This window comes from Sporosarcina luteola, from assembly GCF_023715245.1.
GTDB lineage: Bacteria > Bacillota > Bacilli > Bacillales_A > Planococcaceae > Sporosarcina > Sporosarcina luteola_C.
Window position 1 is genome coordinate 1 of record NZ_JAMBNV010000001.1, and the last position, 25,097, is coordinate 25,097.

Sequence of the window (25,097 nt, forward strand, 5' to 3'; positions counted from 1 at the left end):
CAAGATGAGATTTCCCATTACGCAAGTAAGTAAGATCCCTCAAAGAAGATGAGGTGGATAGGTCCGGGGTGGAAGCGTGGCGACACGTGCAGCTGACGGATACTAATCGATCGAGGACTTAACCTTATGTTATTTAAGTACGGTTGAACTTGAAGTTCAGCAACAATGTTGGTTTTATCCAGTTTTGAACGAACAAGTATCGTTCAGTCGTCTGGTGACGACGGCGAAGAGGTCACACCCGTTCCCATACCGAACACGGAAGTTAAGCTCTTCAGCGCCGATGGTAGTAGGGGGCTTCCCCCTGTGAGAGTAGGACGTCGCCGGGCCAAGGCCATTCCCCATGGGGAATGGTTTTTTTGTGTGTTTTTTTAAAAAATAACCTTAGGTTGAACAATCATATGCAAATCTCTTTCCTAACACGGAAGATAAGTTCTTCATCGCCACTTTGCGTAATTTACGGCAACGGTGTAAATTACGCAGGGACCTGGCTTCCCCTTGTGAGAGTAGGACGTCGCCGGGCCAAGGCCATTCCCCATTGGAATGGTTTTTTTGTGTATTTTTTTAAAAAATAACCTTAGGTTGAACAATCATATGCAAATCTCTTTCCTAACACAGAAGATAAGTTCTTCATCGCCACTTTGCGTAATTTACGGCAACGGTGTAAATTACGCAGGGAACAGGGTTCCCCCTGTGAGAGTAAGACGTCGCCGGGCAAATGCCATCTCCTTATGGAGGTGGTTTTTTTGTGTTTATAAATCTTTATAAAATAGTAAATCTTTAATTTGTCAAAGGCATTTGGCGCGATTCAGGATTAGTTCAGAGATGTATTATTGTCCCCGCGCCCAAAGCGTGCAATTCCGCGCCCAAAGCGATTCCCCGCGCGCTCAAAGCGATCTCCCGCGCGCCCAAAGAGTGCAATTCCACGCCCAAAGCAAGCCCCCTCGCGCCCAAAGAGTGCAATTCCCCGCCCAAAGCGATCCCTCGCGCGCCCAAAGAGTGCAATTCCGCGCCCAAAGCAATCCCCCGCGCGCCCAAAGAATGCAATTCCGCGTCCAAAACAATCTCCCTCCTGCTCTACCATCAAAAATTCTCCTCCACGCATTCAATTTCTTCTGGAAGAATAGGGTATATTGAAAGAAGGAGGTGGGAGAAGGTGATTGTACGCAATGTGGTAATGAGATTTTTCAAAGAGCGTTTTTTCGATCAGGCTGCGCAGACGGCATATTATTTATTATTATCGATGTTTCCTTTTCTCATATTCCTGTTTTCCTTACTTAGTTATTTGCCGGTAGATGAGGAGATGTTTTTAGCATTTCTTCGACCATTTGCACCGAGTGAGGCGTATGTAATCATTGAGCAGAATGTGCGGGCGATTATTTTCAAAGTGCAGGGCAATGTTTTGTACACGAGCTTAGCGGTCGCTTTTTGGCTGTCATCGGTTGCTGTACAATCGTTGGCGCGCTCGTTGGATCAGGCGTATGGGTATGTCAGGAAATATCCTTTTTGGAAAGTGTTAATCAGGGATTTAGGTGTGACGTTATTATTCATGCTAATCCTATCCTTATCGCTGTTTCTTCCGTTAATTGAAAGGGCATTGCATGAAGTGGTGACATATTACGATACGGTCGAGCAATGGCGCGGATGGCAAACTGTGTGGCCGATGGTGAAGTGGGGCATTGGAACGCTTTTCTTATTCCTGTTTTTCCTATTGTTTTACAAAGTAGTTCCTACCGGTAGAATGAGAGTGAAGGAAGTTGTCCCGGGTGCGATATTTTCTGCTATCGGTTGGCAGCTGTTCTCGCTCTTTTTCGGAAGCTATGTGGCAAATGTCGATTATACAAGGCTATATGGACAGTTGTCCGGAATAATTCTGCTCGTCCTATGGTTTTATTTGACGGCAGTCATTCTGATGGTTTCAGGGCTGCTCAATGCAGAATTGCGGGCATTTTTGAAAGGGAAGGGAAGATAAATATGAAAATACTCGTGGTGGATGACGATCCGAATATATTGGAGTTGGTGAATATCCATCTATCCCAGGCGGGGTATGAAGTGATCAAGGCGGCCAACGGGGCACAGGCACTTGAGATGTTGGAGGAACAGCTTCCCGACTTGGCGGTTGTCGATGTAATGATGCCCGGGATGGATGGGTTTGAATTAACGAAGAGACTGCGGGCGGAAGCGGATATCCCGGTATTGCTGCTGACAGCTAAGGGTGCACTAGAAGATAAAGAGAAAGGGTTTTTGGCAGGGTCCGACGATTATGTCGTCAAACCGTTTGAGCCTAAAGAGCTTTTGTTCAGAATCAATGCCATCTTACGGAGATATGACAAGGCTGTCGATGTCCTCATACAGGCAGGTCCGCTTAAGATCAACAGGCAAAGCTATGAAGTGTCGGTCGGGAGAAAAGTACTGTTACTGCCATTGAAGGAGTTTGAGCTGCTATCAGTTCTTGCTTCCAAACCAAATCAGGTGCTTGAGCGTGATTTCCTTATCGAACGCGTGTGGGGCTTCGATTATGAAGGGGATGAGCAGACGCTGAACGTTCATGTCAAACGGCTTCGCGACAAACTGGAAGGGCTGCCGGAGGGCATTCACATAACGACGGTCCGTGGAGTCGGTTATAAGCTCGAGGTGTCCGGTACATGAGATCGCTTTATGGAAAATTCCTCTCCTTCACAACGGGCATTATGCTGACAAGTACCGTCATCGCATTTCTCGTAGTGAATACATATTATCATCAGCAATTGAAAGGGCAGAATGACGCAAAAAACATGAGTATCGCACTCACGATGGCCGACTACATTGAAACGGAGGAACCTGCCGATTTGGAAAAGTATTTCAAGACGCAGGCCGCAACCGGTTATAAATTGTTCGTCGTGAACGAGAATCTGAAAACAACTAAGTATGGAGCGCCATTCCGGGTGGAGAACTTGAGGACCGCTTCTGTGGATCAAGTGCTGGATGGCCACCCGTATCATGGAATGCGGGATTTAAAGACGGAGACGTTCATGACCGGTTTTTTCTCCGATGAACTTGCGAACACGGTAGGCGTTCCGTTTACATACAATGGGGTAACATTTGCCCTTTTCATGAGGCCTGATATTAAACTCCTGTTTACGGAAGTCCATTACCTATTAGGCGGCATGGTCGTCGTCATGGCGATTGTCAGTCTACTGTCAATGTTGATTGTAGCGAAGAAATTGATTGAACCGATTACAAAGCTGACCGCGGCTGCGAAAAAGGTCGGCGATGAAAAGTTCACGGGCTCACTTGATATTAATCGTCGGGATGAGATCGGCCAGCTCGCGCAAAGTTTTCAGCGGATGACGGAGAAACTAAGTGAAAATGACCGGGTGCGCAAGGAGTTCATCAGTGACGTGTCACATGATTTCCAATCTCCTTTGCTCAATATTAAAGGATATGCCAATTTGCTGATGGATAGCGGACTGCCTGAACGGGAGCGGAAAAACTATGCGAGAGTCATCCAATCCGAGACGGAGCGGCTTTCTTCATTGACAAAGCAGTTATTGCTGTTGACGTCACTCGACCAATTGGAGTCACCGTTGAAGCAAATGAAATTCCGTCTGGATGAGCAATTAAAAGAAGTCATCCGAAAACAAAGATGGCTTCTGGAAGAGAAACAGATGTCACTCGTCATGGAGGTGGATGAAGTGGAGATTGTAGGAGATCCTGCTTTCCTTGAAAAAGTATGGGAGAACCTACTCTCCAATGCGTTGAAATATACGGGGATGGGCGGCGAGATAGAGGTTCGCCTGACAGAAAATGCGGATGAATTGAAAGTTATCTTCCGGGACAATGGCGCCGGGATTGCAGAGGAACATTTGAGAAGGCTGTTTGACCGGTTTTACCGGGTAGACCTTTCCAGGACGCAGCAAGTCGAGGGGACAGGACTCGGACTCTCCATTGTCCATCAAATCGTGAAGCTCCACGGAGGCAGCGTTAAAGTTGAAAGTGAGGAAGAGGTCGGCACAACATTTACGGTCACACTTCCAAAATTGTAATGTCCTGTTCATGTTCCGTTCATGTTGACCTACTATGATAGGAATATAACATAAACGAAATAGGAGGAAAAGACATGCAAGAGAAATGGAGTTTACGACTTATTAGGATCTCAGCGATTTTTGGGGTAATTGGGGCATTCTTAGGTTCCCACATGGCGGGGGCCGGATCATACGCCTTCCGTCCAATCCATGCGCACATCCTTGTCGTTGGTTGGTTATCGGTCTTCGCTTGGGGCGTCTTCTACAAAGTTTTTAAAGTCCGCGCGAAAAAGATGGTTGCCGCACACGGTTGGACCGCAATCATCGGATCCATCGGTCTGACGGCAGGTATGTGGTTACAATTTATGAACCCGTTCAATGTGAATGAAACATTCTCGCTCATCTTCTATATTGTTGGTGGAAGCGTCCTGCTCATCAGCTTCGTGCTATTTGTTTTGGTGACATTCTTAATTGAGAAAGAAGGAAGACGATAGTGCTAGAAGGAAAATTAAAAGGCAGACGTCTTTGGTGGTCCTCCATAGGTATTTGGCTCCTGATGACAATTTTGCTATCCGCGTTTGCACCGGGCAGCAAGGAGAATGTCATTGCCAATAAGGACTCCGGCTTGCCTACAGAAGCACCATCCATCGTGGCAGCGCATGAGCTGGAAAAGTATTTTCCGAATGACGGCGGCATCCCGCTATTTGCAGTCTTCCATAAGGATAGCGGGTTATCGGATGAAGAGGTCTTCAACTTTGCGGAAGCTATTGAAGCTTTGAAAGAGGATAAAGCGTTTGACGAAGTGGATGTCATTCCTTTATCCAAACTGCAGTCTGAACAACGCGCATCTTTCCTATCGGAGAACGAGAAAACATTTTTCATTCCCCTAGCATTGCCGCAAAACCTTGAAGGAAAGGATTTGAACAAGTTAGTTCAATCCATTAAGGAATCTGTCGGCGATCAAGTAGCGGAAGGTATCGAACTGTCCTGGACGGGGCCGGCTGGAATCGCCTCGGATGCAGTTGAGCTATTCAGCCAAGCAGATATTGTCCTGTTGCTATCTACAGTAGGTCTGATTTTAGTCTTATTGTTAGTCATCTACCGGTCGCCACTATTAACGTTAATCCCTTTAGTGGGTGCAGGAATCGTTTACGCAGTAGTCGATCGAGTGGTCGGTTTTACGACTGCACAAGGCTGGTTCGGTGTGGACAGCCAAGCGCTGTCAATTATGACGATTCTTTTATTTGCGGTCGTTACGGATTACTCTTTGCTGATCTTCTCCCGCTATCGGGAGGAACTGAAAGTACATGAGGATGCAAATGTTGCGATGAAGGAAACGATGCGCCATGTCAAGGAGCCAATTTTCTTCAGCGGCAGCACGATTGTGTTGGGCGTAGCGACATTGTTTTTTGCCTTGTATGAGCCGTACCGTAATTTTGCACCGGTATTCGCCATTGCGGCAGGCGCAATGCTTATAGCAGGATTGACGTTATTGCCTGCATTGTTCGCGGTAATCGGCAGGAAGGCATTCTGGCCAGTCATCCCGAAATACGGTGATAAGACAGTAGAGAAGAAAACGGTTTGGGGAAAAGTGGCGGCTGTCGTCACAAAAAAGCCGATCCAATTCATGATTCCGATTTTATTATTACTTGGGCTGGGTGCATGGAATATGACGAATATGAAAGAGTCATATGATTTGATTGCATCATTTCCGGAAGATCTTTCATCCAGGGTTGGTTATGAGCGGTTAGGAAAGGACTTTTCAGAAGGAAGCCTGGCTCCGGGAACGTTGTTATTCGTATCTCAAAACGAATTAGGCATTGAAGGGCTGCAGGCGGTGATTGAACGAATTGAAGAGGATCCTGCCATCACCAGTGTCACAACGCAAGGCAATCCTATGAGCGAAGATGGGAAAGCGGCAAAATTCTCCATCACATTTGCAGGTAATCCTTATGATGAGGAAGCGTTCGATGCGGTCTTAAAGCTCCGGGAAGACAGCGAAAGGGTCTTGAAGGATGCGAACCTATCCGACACATCTATGTATATTTCCGGTGAGACGGCGGTCAATGCCGATGTACGGGATATCAATGATCGGGATACGTGGATTGTTATGATTTTAATGACCGTTTTGATAACGATAATGCTAGGCTTACAAACGAGGTCTATCATTGCTCCGGTTTACATGATTGGTAGCATATTGCTATCATTTGCAGCTACAGTGGGCTTGGCGTACTTCTTATTCGAAGTGTTTTTGGACCTGGAAGGGCTTAGCTACCGGATTCCGCTCTACGCATTTGTCTTCCTTGTTGCACTTGGCGTCGATTATTCCATCATGCTGATTGCAAGGATTCGGGAAGAGATGAGAGAGCTGCCTTTTGACGATGCGGTGCGAAAAGGAGTAGAGCGGACCGGCGGAGTCATTAGTTCGGCAGGATTAATTTTGGCGGCAACATTCCTCGTACTTGCGACAATGCCGATTTATGAATTGAAGCTATTCGGTTTCATCATGGCGCTTGGAATACTAATCGACACGTTCATCGTCCGGCCATTGCTCATTCCTGCTATATTAATTTTGCTTGGCAAATGGAGTTTTTGGCCGAAGAAGATATGACAAGAGAATAAAGTTCGTGGTTGATGGAAAAAGGGACTGTTGCAGAAAATTGGCTATAACCAACTTTCTGCAACAGTCCCTTTCCATTGGAATTCTATGTGTTTTCCTTCAGTCCCGTTCATACATTTATGAGTTCTTTTTCAAGCACTAGTTCAATATTGCCATCTGCATCCGTTGAACTGCCCAACAAGTCGCAAGGACGGCCGACTTGGTCAATTACACCGTCTTTGATCTTCACGATTCGATCCGCGAGTACGTGCGCATCATTTTGATTGTGTGTAACGAAGATTGCGGTTATGTTGGCCTTCTTTAATATCCGGCGAAGGTCTTCACGTATTTTAACAAGGAGCTCGGTGTCAAGATTACTGAAAGGTTCATCCAAAAGAATGAGCTCAGGCTGCGGTGCAAGTGCCCGTGCAAGTGCCACACGTTGTTGCTGACCGCCGCTTAGCTGATGCGGATACCGTTTTTCATAACCTTCTAGTTCAACGAGTTCCAATACTTCCTCCACACGATTCAACTTATCATTACGGCTCATTTTAGGGAGCCCGAATAATACGTTATCTTGAACACTCATATGCGGGAAGAGCGCATAGTCTTGAAACACCATGCCGATGCCGCGCTTTTCGGGTTGGACGAATATGTGGTTGTTAAATATTGTTTTTTCGCCTAACGAAAATGAACCGCCTTTCGGCATCTCAAGTCCGGCAATCAGTCGAAGAATTGTGCTTTTTCCACTTCCGCTACGCCCAAGAATGGAGATTATTTCACCCTTGTTTATTGTTAGCGTGAAATCTTCGACTGCATTTGCAGGTGAGTTGGAATAAGAGAAACTCAAATTTTGTATATCAATAAACATATTATTCCCGCCCCTCTCCAAGCAATTTGTTGAAAATAAATATTGCAATTGCACTTACACCGACTATTAGCAAGGAAGCTTGTGACGCTTCCATAATTTTTTCATCACTGGCATATTGGAACGCCTTGGTTGCAAGTGTATCATAGTTGAACGGTCGTAAAATGAGCGTCAATGGAATTTCTTTTAAAATATCGACAAACGTAAGGATGAACCCGCTTATAATGGCACCTTTCATCATCGGAATATCGATTTTGAAAAAGGTACGTAAGCTGCTTACGCCTAGCATACGTGAGGCATCACGAAAGTCTGTGCCGATTTTTGTGTAACCCGATTCAATCGAATTATATCCGATCGCGAAAAACCGTATGATGTATGCACTAATCAGCATGACAAGGCTGACACTTAAAACGAGCTCAGAATCCAAACCTAAAAATTGATAGACAGGCGCTAGGTACCGATCAATAGCAATAAATGTAGTGACAACAGCCACCGCGATGACCGCACCTGGAATGGAATAGCCAAGAACCGTTAATTTCGGCAGCACTTTCGCAAACTTATGCTTCGTAATACGGCTGAAATTTCCGATGACGAGGGAGAAAAAGATGATAAGCAATGCGGCTATTCCCGCAACAATGATCGAATTCTTCGTGTATGTCAACACTTCCTCCATCGGAACCTTGCCGAATGTGAGAACAACCCAGTCCAACAACTGAAGAACTGGAATAAGAAAGGCGATCGTAAAAATAACTAGTGTATACGCTGATACCAATGCTGCCTTTTTTCCGGTCAATTTGACGAGAGGCAGCGGTCTAAGTTTTGTTGATGAAAAGCTATATTTCTTTCCGCCGCGGAGAACCCACTCGATTACGAGGATGAAAATGACGATACCCATCAGACAAGCCGCAAGCTTGATGGAAGAATCCAAGTCTCCTAAGCCGAACCACGTTTGGAAAATTGCAGTACTGAACGTTTGAATGCCAAAATACTTCACTACGCCATAGTCATTTAACACTTCCAATATGACTAGGCTAACCCCACCAATGACAGAAATACGTGATATTGGAATAATGACTTTCAAAAAAATTTCCATTGGACCTTTCCCAAGTGTCCGTGCACTTTCAACGAGAGAGGCGGCTTGATTGGACAAGAAAATTCTTGTAATCATATAAACATAAGGATATAAGAATATCGTATAAATGAAAATGGCACCAGGGACATTCATAATGTCGAAATAGGTTTGATTTACCGTTACATCAAAGTGATTTCGAAGCGTCTTCTGAACGATACCCGTATAATTAAGGATACCATGATACGTATATGCACCGATGAATGGTGGTATCGATAAAGGCAAGATGAGTGACCATTTCATGAAGTTGCGAAGTGGGAAATCATATTGTGCAATAAGCCAAGCTAGGCTAAGGCCAATTGCAACGGTGAATAGTGCCGTGAAAAATACAAGCGTCAGCGAAGACTTAATATAGTTTAGAAGCATGAATTCGCGAATATGCCCCCAATTTTCACTTGCGGGTGTAAAAACGCCTCCAACAATTGAAAAATTAGGAACAAACAGTAAAGTTATAATGAGTACTGCACCAATCGTCCAACCATTCACGTTTGCCATTCGCCTATTCATGACCAAACCCATCCTTTGCCTTTTCCGCAATAAACCCCTACCGCAAAAGCGACAGGGGGCAATCTATTATTTCCAACCTACTTCGTTAAAAATCATAATCGCTTTTGCATTATTTTCACCAAGAGCTGTGAGTGGAATTTCTTGTTCCTTGAACTCACCCCAAGATTTAAGAAGTTCTGCTGGCTCGACATCCTCGTTTACAGGATATTCATAGTTTGCTTCTGCAAAAGTAAATTGTGCTTCTTCACCCGTTAGGAATTCAAGAAGTTTCAACGCATTGTCCGCATTTTTCGAACCTTTAACGACTCCAGCTCCGCTAATATTAACATGAGTGCCTGTCGTCTCCTGGTTCGGGAAGAAAATGCCTAGCTGTTCTGCTACTTTTACTTCTTCAGGTTCTTGAGAGTTCAGCATTTGTCCTAAGTAATAGGTGTTCATGATTGCAACGTCACCAATGCCTGCAGCAATGGCCTTCGCTTGATCACGGTCCCCGCCCTCAGGACTGCGTGCCATATTGTTCACAATTCCTTGTGCCCATTCTTTCGCTTTTTCTTCACCGTTGATTTCAATGAAAGAAGCTAAAAGAGATTGGTTATAGACGCTTTCGGATGAACGGACGAGAAAACGTCCTTTCCATGCATCGTCTGTGAGCGCTTCATAAGTTGATAACTCTTCGGGCTTCACCTTATCTTTATTATATACGAGAATGCGTGCACGTTTGGTCAAACCTACCCACATATCATCAGAATCACGGAACTTTTCAGGTATTTGTTTCGACAAAATGTCACTTGACACGGCTTGAAGTAACCCTTGCTCTTTTGCACGGTATAATCTGCCGACATCCGCCGTTAAGAAAAGATCGGCCTTCGTAGCTGTTCCTTCACGTTTTATACGCTCGATCAACTCATCAGCTTCACCTTTAATGACGTTCACTTTAATGCCAGTTTCGTCCTCAAACTTTTTGTACAGCTCATTATCGACGTCATAATGTCTGCTCGTATACAAATTCACTTCGGATTTTTCGTTTTTCTTTTGATTCTCGTTATCTCCTGCGTCGCTGCTTTGCTTCGTACTATTCCCACATGCCGCGAGAACGAGTAGCAAAGAGGCAAGCAGGAGCATTAAACTTTTCTTCATATAGTACTTCCTCTCCCAACTTATGTCTTTAGATTGATAACGATTCTCAATCTCATTCTTAATATAATGTGTAGGAGCATGAGAGTCAACAAATATTATATCAAGTATAATAAAAAGGTCGATTCACAATAATGAAAATCGACCTTTTTATTTATCTTACTACTTTGCAGTGAGCTCTAAACGCCTCTCTTATTACCCCATACAAGGGCATGCAATTGTGGCAGCACCTTCACTTCGTTCATAATTGGGGAAGCGACAGCCAAATCAATAAGCCATTCAAACCGTTTCAATAAGTTGGATACCAGATAGGCATCATCTGTTGTTGTCGTATCATCGTTACCCACTTGTACATAGAAAGGGAATGACGGGTATCGAAGATGGACTTCTTCCGCAAATTTGAAATCTGTTTCATCAAAGACGACGATTTTCAGACTTGCGTTTGCATCTGTCAACTTCTCCATGAAACGATCCAGTTTGCCGAAATCCGTTATCATTTTTGAACTAGGTGGTTTTGGTGAGAGCGTGATATCATCGATTCTCAACAACCAATCTTGCCAAAATGTAGCTTGCGTTTCGACTGCAACTTTCCAACCTTCTGCATGGCAGAGATCGACTAATTCTCCGATTCCTTTGTGCAAGGCTGGATTTCCACCCGAAATCGTTACATGAGAAAAGGATTGGCCACCGATTGCTTTCAGTTCCTCAATAATTTCCTGGGGGCGTTTCGAAACGCTTTTGCCAGTACCGTCCCATGTAAAACTGGAATCGCACCAAGCACAAGAATAATCGCAGCCCGCCGTCCGGACAAACATCGTTTTTTGACCGATGACCATTCCTTCACCTTGGATTGTCGGTCCAAACACTTCCATTACGGGGATTTTCATAGTAAATCCTCCCGTGACGGACGATAGGCAACATAGCTCGTCGGCGTTTCCCGAACGATCACTTGGAGGCACACAGGACGATTGTCTCGTGTACGAAGAACATCTTGAATGGACTTCCAAATTTGTTCTGCTAATCGTTCAGTTGTCGGAAAGGTATGTTGGAACTCAGGATGATCGTTCAATACGGAATGATCATATTTTTTATGAATGAGATCTTTCAGTTGCTTGAAATCTATCAAAAAACCGAGTGGGTCCAGCTCATTTCCTCCGATGGTGACATTAATGAAATACGTGTGTCCATGCATCACTTGGCATTTTCCTGCATCTTCATTGGGAATGAAATGCGCAGCCGAAAAATGCATGTCTTTATTTAATTCAAATCGATAGTCATGATGTATTTGCGGATAAAATTGCTGCATCATTTAGCGGCACCTGCAATCTTTCGAGCTTGATACGCAGCAAGTCCTTCATTGCGCAGCACACACGCAGGGCATTCTCCGCAACCTGAGCTTGGAACGCCGTTGTAGCACGTGAGTGTTTTCTCCTGCACAAAATCGAGTGCGCCAAGTTCGTCGGCCAGCTCCCATACTTCGGATTTATCAAGCCACATTAACGGAGTATGGATGACAAAGCGTCCATCCATGGCTAAATTCAACGTCACGTTTAATGATTTAATAAAATTGTCGCGGCAATCAGGATAACCGCTGAAGTCCGTTTCACTCACACCGGTGATCAAGTGCCGTGCGCCAATGGCATCGGCGTAAACCGCCGCAAAGGATAGAAACAGATGATTTCTTCCAGGTACGAACGTTGACGGCAATTCGCCATCCACTTCCGTCACTTCGATGTCATCTCTTGTCAGCGCATTGGCTGATAGTTGATTGATCAAATTCATGTCCAGCACTTTGAATGACACGCCAAGTTCTTCTGCAATGTTTCGGGCGCATTCGATTTCCTCCGAATGCCGTTGTCCGTAGTCGAACGTCACCGTTGCGACTTCCCGGAAATTTTCCAATGCCCAAAACAGGCACGTCGTACTGTCTTGACCGCCGCTGAAGACGACCACTGCTTTTTCATTTTTCATTGTACATATCTCCTTAGTTTTTTAGAGAGGGAGTTTGCGAACCTCTTTTTGGAACCCTGTCCATAATACCATAGGTGAGCGGGGGAACTGAACGGATACAAAAAAATGGCTGACATGAGTCCGGGACAATACCGTCTTCACATCAGCCACTCTTATTACTACTTTTATTTTTGGAACACTAAATTCAACTTACCGTTCTCTAAGGAAAGGCTAGCATCAAACTTGTTTCCGTTATTGGCGGTGAATCCTTTGATCGTATTCGTTTTGCCTTTTGTGCAAAGGAGCTTCACTTGCGCCGGTGTCAGTTTCTTTTTCAAGAAGATGCCAGGCAACGTCTGTTTACAGCCATTTTTGTAGTTGCTGCATCCGTAAAATCCTTTTCGGGCCAGAATCATGCCATTTTGACATGCAGGGCATGGGGCGACCTCCACAGCTTGATAAGAGCCGCGCGATTTCGATTGCCGCGGCGGAACTTTCGTTGCGTCGATCGGCTTTGCCTCCAGCTGCTTAGGGACCTCATCTAATAGCTTCGCAATGAACTTCGAAATATTTTCGAGGAAATGCTGCCCGCTTCCTTCGCCATTGCCGATTTTCCGCAAATACGTTTCCCACTTCGCCGTCATCGATGGACTCGCAAGCAGATTTCCTTCGATTGCCTGGCAAAGCACACGGCCTTTCTCCGTAATCGACACGATATTTTTAGACACGGTTATATATCCATGCTTTTTAATCGTTTCAATGATGCCGCTCCGTGTCGCTTCCGTTCCAAGACCCTCAATCTCTTTCAAAATATCCGTTTCCTCTTTGTCCTCGACCAACTTCCCGCAAGTTTTCATCATCGCGATTAGCTGACCTTCCGTGTATGGCTTCGGCGGCATCGTCTTGCCCTCTTTAATGCCGATATCGGATTGGACTGTCTCTTGCATACGAAGCGGCGGCAAAGCGGGCTCGTCCTTATCCTCTTTAGACCGTTGGAATAAAGCCTTCCATCCTAAATCCCTTTCCGTCTTGCCAGTCGTGAAAAACGGAAGGCCATTTACATCCGTCGTCACTTTCGTTTCGGTATACAAATAATCAGTATGGAACATCGCGAGCGTCGTACGGACGACCTCTTCATACAAATTCCGCTCAAGCGGCGACATTCTGCCGAGGACTGCCTGCGTCGGCACTTTCTTCGTCGGGATGATCGCATAGTGCTCTTGGACCTTCGAACTGTCGACATACCGTTTCTTCGGCGCAAGCGAAGCGACGGGGAAGGGATGTCCGATCAGCTGTTGGTAATCGCCGACTTGGTCCTTCAAATACGCAAATTCATTCGGCGTTATATGGCGCGCATCCGTCCGTGGGTAGGTGACAAGCTTCTTCTCATATAAGCCTTGCATCGTCTTCAAAACGTTCGCGGGGCTCATCTTCCAACGCCGGTTCGCTGTCGCCTGCAACGTTGACAGGGAATGGAGCTGCGGTGGCGGTGTCCGCTTATCGGTGTGCGTAACAGATGTGATAATGCCGGGCGAATTCGGTTGGATGCCATGTTTTGAAAGCAGTTCCTGAATGATTTCCCGTTTTGGCTCCTTCGCTTTCGCTTTACCTTTATACGTACCGTGTTCTGATTTGAACGTCGCTTCCACTTCAAAAAACGGTTCCGATACGAATGTCTCAATCTCTCGTTGCCGTTGATAGATTAAATAGACCGTAGGCGACTGCACTCGTCCGATCGGAAACACTTCCTGGACACCTTTAGCTTTCAATAAGAGTGTATATAATCGGGAAGCATTCATCCCAACAAGCCAATCGCTGATCTGACGGGATTTTGCCTCCTCATACAGCTGCAAATCCTTGCGATTATCACGTAAATTCGCAAACCCTTTTCGCACTTCATCCACCTCAAGTGAATTGATCCAAAGCCGCTTGATCGTCTGATTACGCGCACCCGTTTGATAATATATGCTATAGAAGATGTTCGAGCCTTCCCGGTCCACGTCACATGCATTGATGACTGTATCCGTTCCGCGAATCAGCTTCTTTACAACTTGAAACTGCTTGAATTTACCCTTTGCCACTTGGAACTCATATCGTTCCGGCAAGATTGGAAGACTCCCAAGTGACCAACGCTTCCAAGCGGGATTGTATGCATGAGGTTCCTTCAATTCCACGAGATGGCCGACACCCCAAGTGATATAGGCGCCAGCTGGAAAAATCATGCAAGGATTAATCTCAAGAAACCCTTCATGCTTTCGCACGGAAAAAGCGTCCGCATACGCTTTCGCTTGGGACGGTTTTTCAGCTAGGATGACTGGCTTCACACTAGCCCCTCCTTTCATTAAATAAAGAAACGTTCGTTCTGTTATTATCGCATAAATGGAAGAAGTTTACGAGTTGGGAGCAAGAATCTAAAGGGAGATTAATCTTCATGAAAGGTTGAACAAGTGGGGAAGTTCACGTTTGTTTCATTTGTTTGAGTGACTGTCATCCGATTCATGGCCGAGGTCATCTTTAAAACTACTACAGGATACTGATATCGGAGATGCTATAATAGCATTTACTGTATCATTATGAGCATAATACATAATTTGTTATATAAAAACTTACAAATAAAGGGTGGAGTATAATGCAATTTATGCTAGACCGTTCAATAAAAAAACCTATGTATAGGCAACTTGTAGAACAAATAGAGAATGCAATTATATCGGGAGATTTATCTCAGGACCAGCCATTACCATCTGAACGTGAGTTGGCAAAAAAATTACTGATTAATAGGAGTACGGTGGTGACTGCTTATGATGAGCTAGAGGCAGTCGGATTAATTGTCAGAAAGATAGGGAGCGGCACGTATATAAATACGGACATATGGGGGCTAACTCATAAAAGGGTTCCCAATTGGGGGAGATATGTAGAGGATGGCTCATTTCTTCCGAATCTTCCGTTGGTACAGAAACTTCGTAATGAAACTGAGCAAAAAGGAATGATTAACCTATCAAGCGGGGAACTTGCAGCAGATTTACTACCTAACGTCCAATTCGCTAGGATTCTTAAGGAGCATGCGTTTGATGAGCATTTAGGTTACGATCATCCTTTAGGCGATGCGGGATTACGGGAGACCATTTGTAAACATATGAAAACGTATAAAAGTATGGTAGTTGAGCCAGACTCCATATTGATTACATCGGGTGCTCAGCAAGCAATACACCTAATCGTTCAATGCTTGTTAAAACCAGGCGATACAGTAGCGATTGAAGACCCATCCTATGCATTCTCTTTACCGATCTTTCAATCATTTGGTGTTAAAACGCTCTTACTCCCAGTTGATCAACATGGTGTAAATCCTGATGATATTGAAGCTTTACAAAGAAAACATCGAATTCGTATGCTCTTCTTAAATCCTGATTATCAAAATCCTACTGGCACGAAAATGTCGCTGGAACGCCGAAAGAGAATATTGGAATTATCATCAAAGCACGGTTTCCCCATAATAGAGGATGATCCTTATAATTTGACGTCATTCGACGGGTGCATTGGACCTACGTTAAAGTCAATGGACGATAATGATAATGTTTTATACATTAGTTCGTTATCAAAAGTGGTTGCATCAGGACTGCGCATTGGTTGGATTATTGGTCCAGAAAAAGTGATTAAACGCTTGTCAGACGGCAAACAGCAAATTGACTTTGGCCATAGTGTTTTTCCGCAATGGATAGCGAATCAATTTCTAGATTCCCCCCAATTTGACGAACACGTTTCAGATTTAAGGATTCAACTGAGGGAGCGAAGGAATGCGTTAATTTTGGCATTGGACAGCTTATCTAAAGATGAGGTTACATATTTAGTGCCACAAGGCGGAATTCATTTATGGTGTAAAATAAATCACGAAATTGATGAATATAAGTTACTTGAAGAATCCATGAAAAAAGGCGTTTCATTTGTACCTGGGAGAATAATGGGCTCAAAAAATGGATACGTTCGATTTACTTATGGCAAAGGGAACGAAGCTTCAATAAAAGAAGGCATTTCTAGGTTTGTCTACGCGCTAAGAAATAACGGGGGGGATGTTTGAAAATGTCTAAATTCTAAAGAACTCCAATAACTTTTTAGTTCCCCCATTTTTGAGCAATCTTAGACGGTTCCTGAGACACGAGAACGACATGTACTATTTCACTGGTTCCGAACCGTCCTCTGTTGTTAATATAATATAAATATACCTACAAGAACTACTATAATAATGAATGGGATTGCTAGAACATAAGCCCATAGCAGAGAAGAAAAACTGTTTTTCCCCTTGTAATCTTTATTCATAGAATTAGCTACGGATATGGTCAAAATTAGTCCGACAGCTGAAACAATAAATACAAAAATGATTGAAACTATGAGAGCTACCTTCATGCCTTACTCCTCTTTATAAATATTTTTTTCTATACGTTATAATTATATAATATAAAACATTTTTGAGAACCATCCAATTAAGGGTTATTTAAACCAACCACTTTTTAAGGAAATTGAACAGTTACTAAAACTACCTATAAGCACATCATTCATCTGTTTGAAAGTATTGGAATTTTTCGATTTTGATTTTGTTAAATCAATTTATATAAATACTTGTACAATTAATAAAAACATAAAGGATAAGGTTTGGGGCAACTAACCGGAAATGGTTAAGCACTCGTGCAAATTAAATGGCAACAATTTAGGGAATTAAAGATAAAAGAAACTTGAAAATGCACATAAATCTAGATGTTAAATCTGATTATGCGCATTTTTTTTTGTGCAAATGAAAAAATAGCGAGTGATTGGAAATTGGCTTTCATAAAATCATACTCGTTTGTTATATCAATGCGTAATGTCTCGTCTAGTTCAGATAATTTCTATACAATCAATGAAGGTGTATTTATCGTCAATTATTTTCCGAATCAAGATAGTAAACTGCAAAAGAATGTATTTCATATTAAAGATGGAAAAACCGGCAGTTGGGTTTGGAAAGACGAAGAATACACCTCATTTCCGGAAATTATAGTTGCTTCAAATAGTGATGCACAATCAACTTATGCAGATCCGAAATTTAAAAATGGAAACAGAAATGATTTTAGACTGAGAAAAGGTTCATCTACAATGAAAATTATTAGAGATTAGCATTCGAAAAATCTGGCTAGCTGTTTCAGTCAATGGCGATTGGATGTCTGGCATAGCAAAAGAAGAGATATATCCTTCAACAAAATCAGTTGGTCATCGTGTGCAATAGAAGATAGATAATGCCACTCGAACTACTCGGGTGGCATTGGTACGACGAACGTCAAATTTCTAATTTCTGTGCTTGGATGAGAGTTTCCCCATGCTTCAGCAGCCGCAGTCTGCTTGAATTCAATTCTCGTCGCTCCCATTCGGCAAGCAATCGATTCAACGCCTCCTCAGTCGTGTCATCAGCCAGTCGAAATGCGCCATAATGCATGGGAATGAATGTCTCAGCCCGGACGTCAATAAAAGCCTGAATCGCTTGTTCTGGGGTGACGTGTTGCATTCCCATAAACCATTCAGGCTCATAAGCACCAATTGGCATGAGTGCATACGTAATGCCAGGGAACCTTTCGCCGATGTCGCGGAATCCTTGGAAATATCCGCTGTCCCCGGCGAAATAGATGGAATGAGACTTATGATCACCAGGTGGCATTGAATTCTGTTGGATGACCCATCCTCCCCAGTGTGACCTATTCGTATCGGTGAGCGAACGTTTTGTCCAATGCTGTGCAGGGACAAAGTGGAAATCGACGGAGCCAATGCTCATATGCCCCCACCATGGCAACTCATGCACTTTATTGCCTTTCATTAGCTTCTGTATTTTTCGTCCGAGCCCTTCGGGGACGAGTATGGTGGGCGAGCCTTTCAGTTTTCTCAAGGATGTCACGTGAAAATGATCATAATGGGAATGAGACAACAAAACTACATCGACTGGCGGGATTTCATCCAAAGACAGTCCTGGTTCTTCCAGTCTGCGGCTAAATCCCGTCCGGTAGGCCCAAACAGGATCTGTTACAATTGTTAAACCGGCAATTTGCAGAAGAAATGTGGAGTGTCCAATCCACGTTATGGTCAATTCGTGGTGTCTACTGTTCAGGAGCGCCTGTTGCTTATTGTCTGCTTGGCCAATACGGAAGCTCAGATCTTTACGTTTGCCTCTCCGCTCTTTTTGCCAGCGCAATATATCTTTCAAGGTTGCTGTCGTCGCGGCGGAATCTAGATTGCTGTATCGTTTTCGGGACATAAGCGCTCACTCCTTTAAGAAGGTACAGTTGATTTTACCGAAGCTTGTGTGCTTACTAACTATTATAAGTATAATGGATTAAAATCATATTAGAGCAAGACAACTTTCGTGCAAACTGTTTGATAAGGAGATAATGCCAATGACAACTTCAAATAAAACTCCAAGGACTTGCAGCAAAGGGCATAACTACTATAAAACCAGTGACTGCCCGACATGTCCGATTTGTGAGCAAGAACGCAAACCTGCCAATGGATTTCTATCATCACTATCAGCACCGGCAAGACGGGCATTGGAAAACAACGGGATTACTTCTATAGAACAGCTATCGGCATATAGCGAAAAAGAGATTCTGAAATTACACGGCATGGGACCAGCTTCTTTACCAAAGCTAAGAGATGCTTTAGAGACAAATGGGTTATCATTTAAAAAATAGAAAATCCGACTGAGTGGGTCAACGCTCAGTCGGATTTTTTTGCACGAAAAGAACCGCTAAATTTAGTTCTTTTGATGAATATTAGGATCTTACTATTTCTCTTTAAGTAGCAAATCGAATAGTTCAGACCAGTTCTCAATGCGTGGAATGTCCAAATGCTGATTGTAAGATTGAGTTATCGCAAACAGATTGAGCTGACAATCACCTAATGTTTCAAGTACTGCAGGCTTGTCATCGAAATAGTAGTCGAGTTCCAACTCTTTTATAATGTGAACCTTGTCCTCGTCATTCATGCCATAAAAAAATCGCTCTTTGTGGACCGGGAATCCTTGTTCAATCATCCATTCCATTGTCCGCTCGCCATGTTCTTTCGGCCTTGCGGTAATATAATAGATTTCATGTCCGTCGTGCTCCAGTTTTTGCAACGTTTCTACTGCTTCAGGATAGGCAGGGCACGATGTGAAATAAATTTCTTCTAACGAACCGTTCCACATCTTGCCGCCTTCTTCAGCTGTCATGCCGAAGAGCTCGTGGATTTCAACCTTGTCCAAGGAGTGAAAGAGCTCTATATCCACATTCTGATTCAATTTTTTATTGTATATGTGAAAAGCGTGTTCTCGTAAATTAATTAACGTATCATCGATATCAAAACCAAATTTCATAGTACATCCCTCAGTTTGTTATATATTTCGGATAGCCGGTGAACTTGAAATCTTTTCCGATTTGCGTAATGTGTAGATGCTCGATATCAACAGCGTCACGCATCATTTCAACGCCTGTACCTTCAAGAAATGTCGGTGCTAGTGCGCCGCCAACAAGTTTTGGAGCAATATAGATCTCCACTTTGTCGACAAGCTGCTTTTCAAGAAAAGCTGCATGAATCGACCCTCCGCCTTCAATTAAGACCGAAGAAACAAGTTTTTCACTAAGAATCCGAACGACATCATTCAAATCGACTTGGCGAGTGCCTGAAGTGTGGAAAACCGCAATGCCCTGTTCCTCCAGCTGATTCTTAGCATCTTCATTATACGTAGAAGAAGTGAAGATCCATGTTTCCGCTTGCCCGTCCGTTACAACCTTTGAATGGAGAGGAATGCGCAATGAGGAATCTAAAATAATGCGAATCGGATTCCTACCATTTGGGATCCTCGTCGTCAATTCGGGATCATCCTCAATGACTGTATTGACACCGACTAGAATAGCCATATGTTGATTTCTCAATATGTGTACATCGTGTCTTGCTTCGGCGGAAGTTATCCATTTACTATCTGCTGTATGTGTAGCAATTTTTCCGTCCAATGTGCTTCCTGCTTTCATCGTCATGAAAGGCTTCTGCTCGACGATGAATTTGTTGAACACTTCATTCATCTGTCGAGATTCCTCTTCCATTACACCGATGACAACTTCAATTCCTGCGTCTTCCAAAATTTTAACCCCGTTTCCGGCAACGACCGGGTTTGGATCTAGTGTAGCGATGACGACTTTCTTAATTCCCGCTTCAACAATTGCTACTGCACAAGGGCCGGTCCGCCCATAATGCGAGCATGGCTCAAGGGTGACGTAAATTGTCCCACCGTTTGCCTGCTCACCGGCCATACGAATCGCATGAATTTCAGCGTGAGGTTCCCCAGCTTTTAGATGGGTACCAACCCCGACAATTCGGTTGTCATTTACAATCACTGAACCGACAAGAGGGTTTGGATCTGTTTGGCCTTTCATTGCTTGTGCATTATCAAGAGCCAACTTCATATAAAATTCATGGTTAGTCATTATGATTCCCTTCTTCACCTAAATGGCCGGAACGTTGAATTTTTGTTTGCAAATATTTTTCATTGAACTCTGATTTATCGCCCCACAAAGGTTCTCTTTCCGTAATAGGAAGACCGGCATTCCGCATCGCTTCCAGTTTTTTTGGATTATTCGTCATAAGTTTGACAGGTTTTGTACGTAATTTCTTTAACACACGAATCGCATCGTCGTAATTTCTTGCATCATCAACAAAGCCGAGGCTTTCATTTGCTTCCACCGTATCGTAGCCGTTTTCCTGAAGCACATATGCCATCGCTTTGCTAAATAAACCAATTCCACGGCCTTCATGGTTTGCCAAATAGAACAAAGCACCAGTCCCGTGATCGACAATATTTTGCATCGATTGTTTTAACTGATAACCGCAGTCACATCTTTTACTACCGAATATGTCCCCGGTATGGCAGATGGAGTGCATCCGGATGAGTGCATCATCCGCGTTTTCGAAATCTCCGTATACGAGCACGCTCGATTGTTGGTACTCCGCTAAATTGGCGGAAGCCAGTTGATCGATAATTTCTTGGTAGTTATCCGTCACTTGGCATTGATTCAGCCAACAATACCATTGGAAAATAACGGTCTCCCCATACAAATTCACTGGCAATTTAATGGGGCCGACCAAATAGATCGCTCCTTCACCCGACTTGATCAATTGTATTTTATCTTTTAAGACCTCAAGAACTTGAGGAGCCAATTTCGCATGTACCATAAGATCATTCCTTTTATTTGAAAGATTTTTTGAAAGAGGTTTCCCCGCTTCCAAATTACACTGATGTATATGTTTAACGTAACCATTTCGGTCAGATCGTAACGACCTAAATGCAAAGTGTTTTTAGGACAAGTTATTTTTCCGTGATTTTATCAACCCCTGACTACTAGTATAACTCTCTATACTAACCAACTGAAATATTACCCGTTAATTAATTACTTGACTATTGCTTGTGTTAATTATATAGTGACTTACGTTAAGTAATCAACTTACTTTCCTTTTAATTTAATTATTAATTTACATCTTGGTTGGAGGTGAGTGCTTTTATGGGGAATGTTAGCGACATAGGTGGCGCCAATCGTGAGGAAAGCAACAAGACAAGAAAACGTACTGTAGGCGTGTAAATAGGAGTCGGAAAAAACATCTTAGACAGGAGAGAATGAATAATGGAACGTAAATATGAATTGGGTTTGTTGATTTTGAGAGTGGTTTTAGGGATAACATTTTTAATCCATGGGATTGCAAAATTCCAAATGGGTCTTGGAAATGTAGCAGGTTGGTTTGAAAGCATTGGGATTTTAGGTTTCTTAGGCTATGTAGTTGCTTTTATTGAACTCCTTGGAGGAATTGCATTAATCCTAGGAATCGGAACAAGAATCTTCTCAGCTTTGATTGCAATTGTGATGGTGGGAGCGATCTTTACATCTAAATTGTCCCTAGGTTTTATGGGAGCAGAAGCTGCAGGATTTGAATTAGATGTAGCTTTATTAGCAATGGCGGTTGTTCTATTGATTAGCGGAAGCCAATTGTTATCTTTAGATAACAAGATCTTCGGATTTGAAAAAGCCGCATAATAAGTTGATTGAAAAAAGCCTAATCTCTCTTCTGGAAACAACAGAGAAATTAGGCTTTTTCTATATTTTACGAGGGCTTTTTACTTCGCTAGCGGGTAAGCCATTTCCCCATCGACCTGTTCGAACGTTTCGATAAACTTTTCGAGTGTAGAGGTTAAATAGGCGTCTTTTCTACGTATAAACACTGTATTGACTTTACTATATTTCTCGGGCAAGTAGTGACAGTGGACGAGTCCTCTTTCTTCCAAATGGGCAACGGCTGATTTGGGGACGAACGTAATGCCAAGCCCCATCGTAACACTTCCCAAAATCGTTTCCAACGTCCCGAACTCCATCAGTTTTTGTGGTGTTATGTTCTGATCTTTATACCAATTTGCCAGTCTTGCCCGGTAACCGCATCCTTCGCTAAAGCAAAGGATCGGCTCCCCTATAAGTTGTTCAAGTGAAGTCTTCGTCTTATCTGAGATCAGGACAAGCTCCTCTTGAAAAACGTCATGGGAAACTAATTCAGGATGGTGATCGATTTCTGTCACGAAAGCACCGTCCAACCGGTGATGTAAGACATCGTTTTGGAGTTGATTTGTAACACCTGTCAGCAGTGATAAGTCTACGTTTTTATATTTTTTATTATAGGAAGCTAATATAACCGGCAATTTCATAACGGTTTCGACAGTTCCAATTTCAAGTTTGCCTGCTGGTTCAGTTTTGCTTTGAACGACTTTTTTCATTTCATTTGTTAGAGCTAGAATTTTCTCGGAGTAGACAAGTAGTTTTTTTCCTTCAGGTGTTAGCGTCATTCCGCGGCTATGGCGGTTAAATAGAGCTGTATTCATTTCATTCTCAAGCTTCTTAATTCTTGAGGTGATATTGGATTGGACGTAACTTAATTCTTTTGCAGCTTCGGTAATCGTACCTTTTTGTGCAACCATTTGAAAAATCTCTAAGTCTTTAAATTCCATATGATCACTCCTTTCAGCTGACACTTTTTCCATGATATCACTAATTGAGATAGAGGACATCATTAATGTTCATTTTAAGAGATATCGAACCTGTGGTTTAATGTTATACGGAGATAGTAAGCAGAGGAGATAGATCATCATGAAGAACACCGTAGTATGGGCTGCTATTTTATGCTTGATATCCGCAATATCCTGGGGAGCAATGTTTCCAGTAGCGAATCATGCGTTTCACCATATAGACCCATTTTATTTTACACTTTTACGTTATGGTTTTGTAACGATCATTTTAGTTGTCTGGTTGTTATGGAAGGAAGGGAAGCAAGCTTTTCGCTTTGAAGGGAAGGGACTGCTCCTCTGGTTTTTCGGAACAATGGCCTTTGCGGTTTATAATTTACTCATTTTCTGGGGACAGGATCTATTAGGCAACCCAGGTACAATGATTGCCTCTATTATGGAATCATTAATGCCGATGATATCTATCATTATTGCTTGGGTGTTTATAAAACAACGGCCTCATGCATTCACGATGTTTTGCGTGGTTATTGGCTTCGTCGGTGCATCGCTAGTGGTAACAAAAGGTGATATAGGTGCCTTTTTTACAGCATCTAATGCCATCATTCCATCTTTATTGATCTTTATCGCAGTCGTTGGGTGGGTTGTGTACACAATTGGTGGAACTCGATTCAGTAACGATGGCTGGTCTGCATTGCGTTATTCCGCATTAAGCTGTTTGCTCGGAACGGCTACTGCGGCTGTTGTCGTAATTGGAGTGACGCTTACGGGATATGTCTCGGTTCCAACCGTCGAAACGTTGACCATTACGAGCCCTCATATCGCTTTTATGGTAATCTTCCCAGGTGTTATTGCACTGGTCGGGTGGAACTACGGCGTGAGTGTTATCACACCGTTGAATGGGTTGTTATTTCTTAACTTTGTACCCGTCACAACGTTAGTCATTCAAATTTTTCAAGGCGCAAGTGTCACAGCTTATGATTATATCGGTACCGTTTTCATTATTATATCCTTACTGTTAAACAATATTTTTCTTCGGTTACAGCAGAAGAAAAGGGAATCGAAAGAAGATTTCAGAGGCAGATTGCAGGAAACGGAAGCATAACAAAGGGGCTGTCTCAGAAAATCAGTTTTCACTGAATTTCTGGACAGCCCCTAAAATTCATCTTTACTCTAACCCTCTAGCTTTTTGCGTATCTCTGACATTTTTCTGGACTGTGATAGCCGCAAATATACTCAGAACGAAAGCCATGGCATAAAACCCTTTTTCACTTAAGACAATACTGCCTGCATTGTATAGACCAATGCCCATTAATGAAATCGATATAACTAGTGCAAGCCAACTGATGCCGTAGTAAATATTCGTAACGGGAATTCCTTCGTCTTTATCCCTTACGGCTTTTTGTAAAGACACAGACGAATAGAGTCCGAATATCAATATTGCAAAATAATACCCTTTTTCATTCAGCTCCATTCCTGCATTGAACAAGCCTATCAGATAAGCCGAGCCTCCAATTAACAGAGCTGCCCAAGAAGCCCCTTTGAAAGCTGCGGTTGGTTCTCCGTCTTTTCTTTCCACTTTCATTTTCGATTCATGTGGTTTATCCCTGTCAAATAAATCTTCAATTTCATTCTTCATTGAAAATTCACCATCCCTTTACGAGTATCATATCCAAAGGGGGTTAAATCGGCAACATATTTTTCCAAGTATCGGTGTTTTCGCTAATACTCTGTTCATTCTTTGGGGGTAAATAACGTAAGCTTTTTATTAGGTCGATAGGAAAGACACAAGGAGAGATATGTAATAAGTTTCATATAGTGAAAAAAGTAGAGTAGTTATATCGGGATACAAGATATCTTTAGTTAGA

23 protein-coding genes, 2 rRNA genes and 1 riboswitch are annotated in these 25,097 nt (G+C 43.1%); of the genes, 12 read left to right on the forward strand and 13 right to left on the reverse strand.

Going from position 1 to position 25,097, the window contains the following annotated elements:
• The 7 genes from M3152_RS00005 to M3152_RS00035 form a co-directional block, all read left to right on the forward strand.
• A 23S ribosomal RNA gene (locus tag M3152_RS00005) occupies positions 1 to 126 on the forward strand; the annotation flags it as partial.
• An 84-nt stretch (positions 127 to 210) separates the two neighbouring features.
• Positions 211 to 326 (forward strand): 5S ribosomal RNA (gene rrf / locus M3152_RS00010).
• Positions 327 to 1,153: 827 nt separating this feature from the next.
• A complete protein-coding gene (locus M3152_RS00015; RefSeq protein WP_316044293.1) occupies positions 1,154 to 1,969 on the forward strand; it encodes a YihY/virulence factor BrkB family protein in 816 nt (271 codons plus the stop codon).
• Positions 1,970 to 1,971: 2 nt separating this feature from the next.
• Positions 1,972 to 2,646, forward strand: coding sequence for a response regulator transcription factor (locus M3152_RS00020; protein WP_251692883.1), 675 nt, complete (start codon positions 1,972 to 1,974; stop codon positions 2,644 to 2,646).
• On the forward strand, positions 2,643 to 4,022 hold the full coding sequence (locus tag M3152_RS00025; RefSeq protein WP_251692885.1) for a sensor histidine kinase: 1,380 nt from the start codon (positions 2,643 to 2,645) through the stop codon (positions 4,020 to 4,022). Before M3152_RS00020 ends, M3152_RS00025 begins: the two co-directional genes overlap by 4 nt.
• Before the next feature lie 74 nt (positions 4,023 to 4,096).
• On the forward strand, positions 4,097 to 4,495 hold the full coding sequence (locus M3152_RS00030) for a hypothetical protein (protein WP_251692887.1): 399 nt from the start codon (positions 4,097 to 4,099) through the stop codon (positions 4,493 to 4,495).
• A complete protein-coding gene (locus tag M3152_RS00035; protein WP_251692889.1) occupies positions 4,495 to 6,612 on the forward strand; it encodes an MMPL family transporter in 2,118 nt (705 codons plus the stop codon). The genes M3152_RS00030 and M3152_RS00035 overlap by 1 nt, the downstream gene beginning before the upstream one ends.
• Before the next feature lie 118 nt (positions 6,613 to 6,730).
• Here M3152_RS00035 and M3152_RS00040 read toward each other — a convergent pair whose 3' ends face one another.
• The 7 genes from M3152_RS00040 to M3152_RS00070 all read right to left on the reverse strand — a co-directional run bounded on the left by M3152_RS00040 (position 6,731) and on the right by M3152_RS00070 (position 14,512).
• Positions 6,731 to 7,471: an ABC transporter ATP-binding protein gene (locus M3152_RS00040; RefSeq protein WP_251692890.1), complete on the reverse strand. Its 741-nt coding sequence runs from the start codon at positions 7,469 to 7,471 to the stop codon at positions 6,731 to 6,733.
• Between the two features lies 1 nt (position 7,472).
• On the reverse strand, positions 7,473 to 9,104 hold the full coding sequence (locus tag M3152_RS00045) for an ABC transporter permease (RefSeq protein ID WP_251692892.1): 1,632 nt from the start codon (positions 9,102 to 9,104) through the stop codon (positions 7,473 to 7,475).
• Positions 9,105 to 9,170: 66 nt separating this feature from the next.
• Positions 9,171 to 10,241, reverse strand: coding sequence for a Fe(3+) ABC transporter substrate-binding protein (locus M3152_RS00050; RefSeq protein ID WP_251692894.1), 1,071 nt, complete (start codon positions 10,239 to 10,241; stop codon positions 9,171 to 9,173).
• A gap of 176 nt (positions 10,242 to 10,417) precedes the next feature.
• Positions 10,418 to 11,125, reverse strand: a complete 708-nt coding sequence (gene queE / locus M3152_RS00055; RefSeq protein ID WP_251692896.1) for a 7-carboxy-7-deazaguanine synthase QueE — start codon at positions 11,123 to 11,125, stop codon at positions 10,418 to 10,420.
• A complete protein-coding gene (gene queD / locus M3152_RS00060) occupies positions 11,122 to 11,547 on the reverse strand; it encodes a 6-carboxytetrahydropterin synthase QueD (protein ID WP_251692898.1) in 426 nt (141 codons plus the stop codon). The genes queE and queD overlap by 4 nt, the downstream gene beginning before the upstream one ends.
• A complete protein-coding gene (gene queC, locus M3152_RS00065) occupies positions 11,544 to 12,209 on the reverse strand; it encodes a 7-cyano-7-deazaguanine synthase QueC (protein ID WP_251692900.1) in 666 nt (221 codons plus the stop codon). Before queC ends, queD begins: the two co-directional genes overlap by 4 nt.
• A 7-nt stretch (positions 12,210 to 12,216) precedes the next feature.
• A riboswitch (PreQ1 riboswitch) is annotated at positions 12,217 to 12,260 on the reverse strand.
• Between the two features lie 113 nt (positions 12,261 to 12,373).
• Positions 12,374 to 14,512, reverse strand: a complete 2,139-nt coding sequence (locus M3152_RS00070; RefSeq protein WP_251692901.1) for a type IA DNA topoisomerase — start codon at positions 14,510 to 14,512, stop codon at positions 12,374 to 12,376.
• Between the two features lie 305 nt (positions 14,513 to 14,817).
• Between M3152_RS00070 and M3152_RS00075 the strand changes: the two genes are divergently transcribed.
• Both M3152_RS00075 and M3152_RS00080 read left to right on the forward strand, forming a co-directional pair.
• Positions 14,818 to 16,260 carry a PLP-dependent aminotransferase family protein gene (locus M3152_RS00075; RefSeq protein WP_251692903.1) on the forward strand — a complete coding sequence of 481 codons (1,443 nt, stop codon included), beginning with the start codon at positions 14,818 to 14,820 and terminating at the stop codon, positions 16,258 to 16,260.
• Between the two features lie 689 nt (positions 16,261 to 16,949).
• Positions 16,950 to 17,330: a hypothetical protein gene (locus tag M3152_RS00080; protein WP_251692905.1), complete on the forward strand. Its 381-nt coding sequence runs from the start codon at positions 16,950 to 16,952 to the stop codon at positions 17,328 to 17,330.
• Between the two features lie 160 nt (positions 17,331 to 17,490).
• Here the strand turns inward: M3152_RS00080 and M3152_RS00085 are convergent, their stop codons facing one another.
• Complete coding sequence (locus M3152_RS00085; protein WP_251692907.1) at positions 17,491 to 18,456, reverse strand: MBL fold metallo-hydrolase; 966 nt, start codon at positions 18,454 to 18,456, stop codon at positions 17,491 to 17,493.
• Between the two features lie 139 nt (positions 18,457 to 18,595).
• On the opposite strand from M3152_RS00085, the gene M3152_RS00090 reads away from it, so the two are divergent.
• On the forward strand, positions 18,596 to 18,889 hold the full coding sequence (locus tag M3152_RS00090) for an RNA polymerase alpha subunit C-terminal domain-containing protein (protein WP_251692909.1): 294 nt from the start codon (positions 18,596 to 18,598) through the stop codon (positions 18,887 to 18,889).
• Positions 18,890 to 18,981: 92 nt separating this feature from the next.
• Here M3152_RS00090 and M3152_RS00095 read toward each other — a convergent pair whose 3' ends face one another.
• Genes M3152_RS00095 through M3152_RS00105 form a run of 3 tightly spaced genes read right to left on the reverse strand, consistent with a single transcriptional unit; the run spans position 18,982 to position 21,404 of the window.
• Entirely contained in the window at positions 18,982 to 19,551 is a 570-nt protein-coding gene (locus tag M3152_RS00095; protein ID WP_251692911.1) for an HAD family acid phosphatase, read from the reverse strand.
• 10 nt (positions 19,552 to 19,561) lie between these two features.
• Positions 19,562 to 20,659 carry a bifunctional diaminohydroxyphosphoribosylaminopyrimidine deaminase/5-amino-6-(5-phosphoribosylamino)uracil reductase RibD gene (gene ribD, locus M3152_RS00100; protein ID WP_251692913.1) on the reverse strand — a complete coding sequence of 366 codons (1,098 nt, stop codon included), beginning with the start codon at positions 20,657 to 20,659 and terminating at the stop codon, positions 19,562 to 19,564.
• Entirely contained in the window at positions 20,652 to 21,404 is a 753-nt protein-coding gene (locus M3152_RS00105) for a GTP cyclohydrolase II (RefSeq protein ID WP_251692915.1), read from the reverse strand. The genes ribD and M3152_RS00105 overlap by 8 nt, the downstream gene beginning before the upstream one ends.
• A 446-nt stretch (positions 21,405 to 21,850) precedes the next feature.
• On the opposite strand from M3152_RS00105, the gene M3152_RS00110 reads away from it, so the two are divergent.
• Positions 21,851 to 22,258, forward strand: a complete 408-nt coding sequence (locus tag M3152_RS00110; RefSeq protein WP_251692917.1) for a DoxX family protein — start codon at positions 21,851 to 21,853, stop codon at positions 22,256 to 22,258.
• Positions 22,259 to 22,338: 80 nt separating this feature from the next.
• On the opposite strand, the gene M3152_RS00115 is transcribed toward M3152_RS00110, so the two are convergent.
• Positions 22,339 to 23,217: a LysR family transcriptional regulator gene (locus tag M3152_RS00115; RefSeq protein ID WP_251692920.1), complete on the reverse strand. Its 879-nt coding sequence runs from the start codon at positions 23,215 to 23,217 to the stop codon at positions 22,339 to 22,341.
• 139 nt (positions 23,218 to 23,356) lie between these two features.
• Here M3152_RS00115 and M3152_RS00120 point away from each other — a divergent pair, with 139 nt between their 5' ends.
• Positions 23,357 to 24,334 (forward strand): DMT family transporter, encoded by a 978-nt coding sequence (locus tag M3152_RS00120; RefSeq protein ID WP_251692922.1) that lies wholly within the window; start codon positions 23,357 to 23,359, stop codon positions 24,332 to 24,334.
• Between the two features lie 63 nt (positions 24,335 to 24,397).
• Here the strand turns inward: M3152_RS00120 and yiaA are convergent, their stop codons facing one another.
• Positions 24,398 to 24,868: an inner membrane protein YiaA gene (gene yiaA / locus M3152_RS00125; RefSeq protein WP_251692924.1), complete on the reverse strand. Its 471-nt coding sequence runs from the start codon at positions 24,866 to 24,868 to the stop codon at positions 24,398 to 24,400.
• Positions 24,869 to 25,097: the final 229 nt, after the last annotated feature.